Origin of the sequence: Micromonospora sp. NPDC047753, assembly GCF_040642735.1 — a bacterium.
Taxonomy (GTDB): Bacteria; Actinomycetota; Actinomycetes; order Mycobacteriales; family Micromonosporaceae; genus Micromonospora.
Genome location: NZ_JBEYSL010000673.1, coordinates 1 through 2972, shown reverse-complemented (window position 1 = coordinate 2972; position 2972 = coordinate 1). Strand labels below are relative to the sequence as shown.

General features: G+C 71.5%; 3 protein-coding genes. All 3 read right to left on the bottom strand.

Translation table 11 applies throughout. From position 1 onward, the window contains the following. Positions 1 to 107: 107 nt before the first annotated feature. A complete protein-coding gene (locus ABZ749_RS32935; RefSeq protein ID WP_357234788.1) occupies positions 108 to 1175 on the bottom strand; it encodes a glycosyltransferase in 1068 nt (355 codons plus the stop codon). Further along, positions 1175 to 2140, bottom strand: coding sequence for a glycosyltransferase family A protein (locus ABZ749_RS32930; protein ID WP_357234785.1), 966 nt, complete (start codon positions 2138 to 2140; stop codon positions 1175 to 1177). The genes ABZ749_RS32935 and ABZ749_RS32930 overlap by 1 nt, the downstream gene beginning before the upstream one ends. Positions 2141 to 2231: 91 nt before the next feature. Then, on the bottom strand, positions 2232 to 2972 hold a 741-nt coding region (locus ABZ749_RS32925; RefSeq protein ID WP_357234782.1), incomplete at its 5' end, for an exopolysaccharide biosynthesis polyprenyl glycosylphosphotransferase.

Sequence of the window (2972 nt, the reverse complement as noted above, 5' to 3'; positions counted from 1 at the left end):
GATTAGCCTCGTCGACCCGTTCGGGCACGTGGGTGGCGGTCACGCAGGAGACGGCGGTGACCCGGCCGAACAGCTCCTCCAGCACGTAGTGCCAGCGGAGGGCGTACTCACCTGTTCAACGCCTCCACCCACTGGCGGCCGACCTCGGCGGGATCCAGTGCCGCGCACCGGGCGTGCCAGGACTTCTCGAAGTCGGCCAGTGTCGGCCGCTGGGCACCGGTCAGCCGGAGCACCGCGTCCGCGAGGGCGGCCGGCGACGTGTCCGCCGCCAACGCTCCAGGCACGAAGGTCGGGATCATCTCGTCCAGCGCGGGCACCGGGAGGGCCGCCACCGGCAGGCCCGCCTCGGCGGCCTCGACCAGGCTGAACCCGAAGGTCTCGGCACGGGACGGGTGGACCAGGAGGTCCGCTTCGGCGAGTAGCTGGGCGACGCCCGGCACCCGTCCGAGGAACGTGGTCCGGTGTTGCACACCCAGTTCCTGGGCCTTCGCGTGCAGCAGATCCCGTTCCTCGCCGTCGCCGGCGAGCGTGAGGTGGTACGCCTCCGGCAGCAGGGCCAGCGCGGCGATGGCGCAGGAGTGGTTCTTGTACGGGCGGAAGGCGGCAGTGGTGAGGAGGTTGATCCGTCGGTGGTCCACCACCTCGCGCGGTGCGACGAAGGGCCGAGGTGGCATCGGGTTGGTGATGGTGACCACCGGCTGCCCCGGTGCCAGCTGCTGGACCGTGCGGGCGACACCGTTGGAGACGGCGACGACGAGCCGTGGACGCAGCCCCTTGAGCCGCGAGAACCGGGCCAGCGTGCGCACCCGGCGGTCGATCCGCAGACGTTCCGGCAGCAGGGAGTGCTCCCAGGCGACGTAGCTGCGGCCGGAACCGGCGAGGGCGGCACCGACCGGAACGCTGCCCCACAGCCCACTGGCCACGATCTGGACGTCCGGTGCCAGGTTCTGCAGGCGCCGGCGCAGCGGCGGAACAGACTCCATCAACCGGGTGATCCGGGAACCGAGGCCCAGGGTGTCGACTTCCAGGTCGGCCAGTTCGGCGGGGACCCCCCGGGACACGACGGTTGCCGAGACCTCGACCCCCTGGCCCTGGAGGCCGCGGATCAGCAGCGCCGCCGCCAGCTCCATGCCGTAGAGCGGTTCGAGCTGCGGCAGTACGAAGTGCAGACGCATCAGTGTGGCCGTTCGGTCTCAAGCGGTCGAGTGGGGCTGCTGGGGGCCTTCGACTTGCGCATGGCGACCCGTTCCAGGGTCGACCGGGGCACGAGCCCGAGCGCCGCCAGCACCGCGTTCCGGGCGGACGGAGGCGAGTTGCGGCAGATCGCCCGCACCATCTCCCGCACGCCCTCCCGGTCCCGGGCCTGGAGAGCGTAGCGGAGGGTCTGGGCCGCGATGAAGTCCGAGAAGGTCCCCGGTGCCCACACCCCCTCCCAGCGCTGGGCCCAGTGCCACGAGGTACGCCAGTCGGCGCCGGCCGAGATCGACCCGGGGCTGCCCACCGTGTAGACGGCCGTCGCCTCCTCCACCTGGACGATCTTCACGCGCGGCAGCCGGGCGACCCGGACCAGCCAGTCCCAGTCCTGGTGTCGGGGGAGCGTCTCGTCCCAGCGGCACTCGGTCGCCAACTCGTAGGTGGTCAGGAGCGTCGACGTGGGCAGCGACTGCCGGCCGATGCCGAGGTGCCGGCGGCGGAACAGGTAGTCCTCCGGCAGCACGCCGTCGGGGATCACCTCGGCGGGTGCCGGTGCCGGCAGCGGCTCCGCGCCGTCCTTGCGTTGCAGGATCCGGGACGACACGACGGGGCGGAACCCGGCCGCCGCGACCCGCTCGAGCGCGGGGACCTGTGCCGCCAGCTTGGTCGGCAGCCAGGTGTCGTCGTCGTCGAGGAACGCGACGTGGCTCCCCGGAATGGCGTGGGTGACTCCGAGGTTGCGGGCGTACGACCCGCGCCGGCCGCCGCCGGTGCAGACCACCCGGTCGATGTGCTGCCCCAGGTTCCGCACCGTCTGCGGCACCTCCGGGGTGTCACAGACGACCACGATGTGTACGGAGGCGCCCTGCTGGGATCGGGCGGAGAGCACCGCGTCGGCGATGCTGGGGCGGCCGGTGGTGGGGATCACGACGGATACGTTCGGCATTGCGTTCTCCAGGCGTTGGGGGTACGACCGGCACACGGCCGCCGGGCACGGCCGTTGGCCGTACCCGGCGGTGTGCCGGTGCGTGGGCGGATCAGCGGCCGCCGGCGCGGAACACCTCGGTCACCGTACGGAGCACCACCTTGACGTCGAGCCAGAGGGACCAGTTCTCGATGTAGAAGTTGTCGAAGCGGGCCCGGTCGGAGATCGGGGTGTCGCCGCGCAACCCGCTGACCTGCGCCAGACCGGTGAGCCCGACCGGAACGCGGTGGCGCATCGCGTACTGGGGGTATTCCGCCGAGAACTTCTCGACGAAGTAGGGGCGCTCGGGTCGGGGGCCGACCACGCTCATGTCGCCACGGAGGATGTTCCAGAGCTGCGGAAGCTCGTCGAGGGAGGTCCTGCGCATGATCCGACCGATCGGCCCCACCCGCCGGTCGTTGGCGATGGACCAGTTGGTCTGCGACTCGTGCTCGTCGACGGGGCGCATGGACCGGAACTTGATGATGTTGAAAGGTCGGCCGTGCCGACCGATGCGCTCCTGGTAGAAGAAGATGCCGGGGCCGCCGTCGATGAGCGTGGCGACAGCGCAGATGAGGAGCACCGGGCTCAGCAGGAGCAGCGCCACCGAGGCGAACGCGATGTCCGACGCGCGCTTGAGCGCGGACTGCGGGCCGGAGAGGGTGATGTCGCCGATGCTGACGACCGGGACCGCGCCGATGTGGTCGCCGTGCGAACGGGACCCCCAGTCAACCTGCTGCACGAGCTGGGCGCGTTGAACCCGACCGAGGCCGACCCGGAGAAGCGGCTCACCGCGCTCGGCCGACGGCTGGCC

Excerpts from the sequence above, each read along its gene's own strand:
- ABZ749_RS32930 (WP_357234785.1), bottom strand. The coding sequence starts at position 2,140 with ATGCCGAACGTATCCGTCGTGATCCCCACCACCGGCCGCCCCAGCATC.
- ABZ749_RS32935 (WP_357234788.1), bottom strand. The coding sequence starts at position 1,175 with ATGCGTCTGCACTTCGTACTGCCGCAGCTCGAACCGCTCTACGGCATG.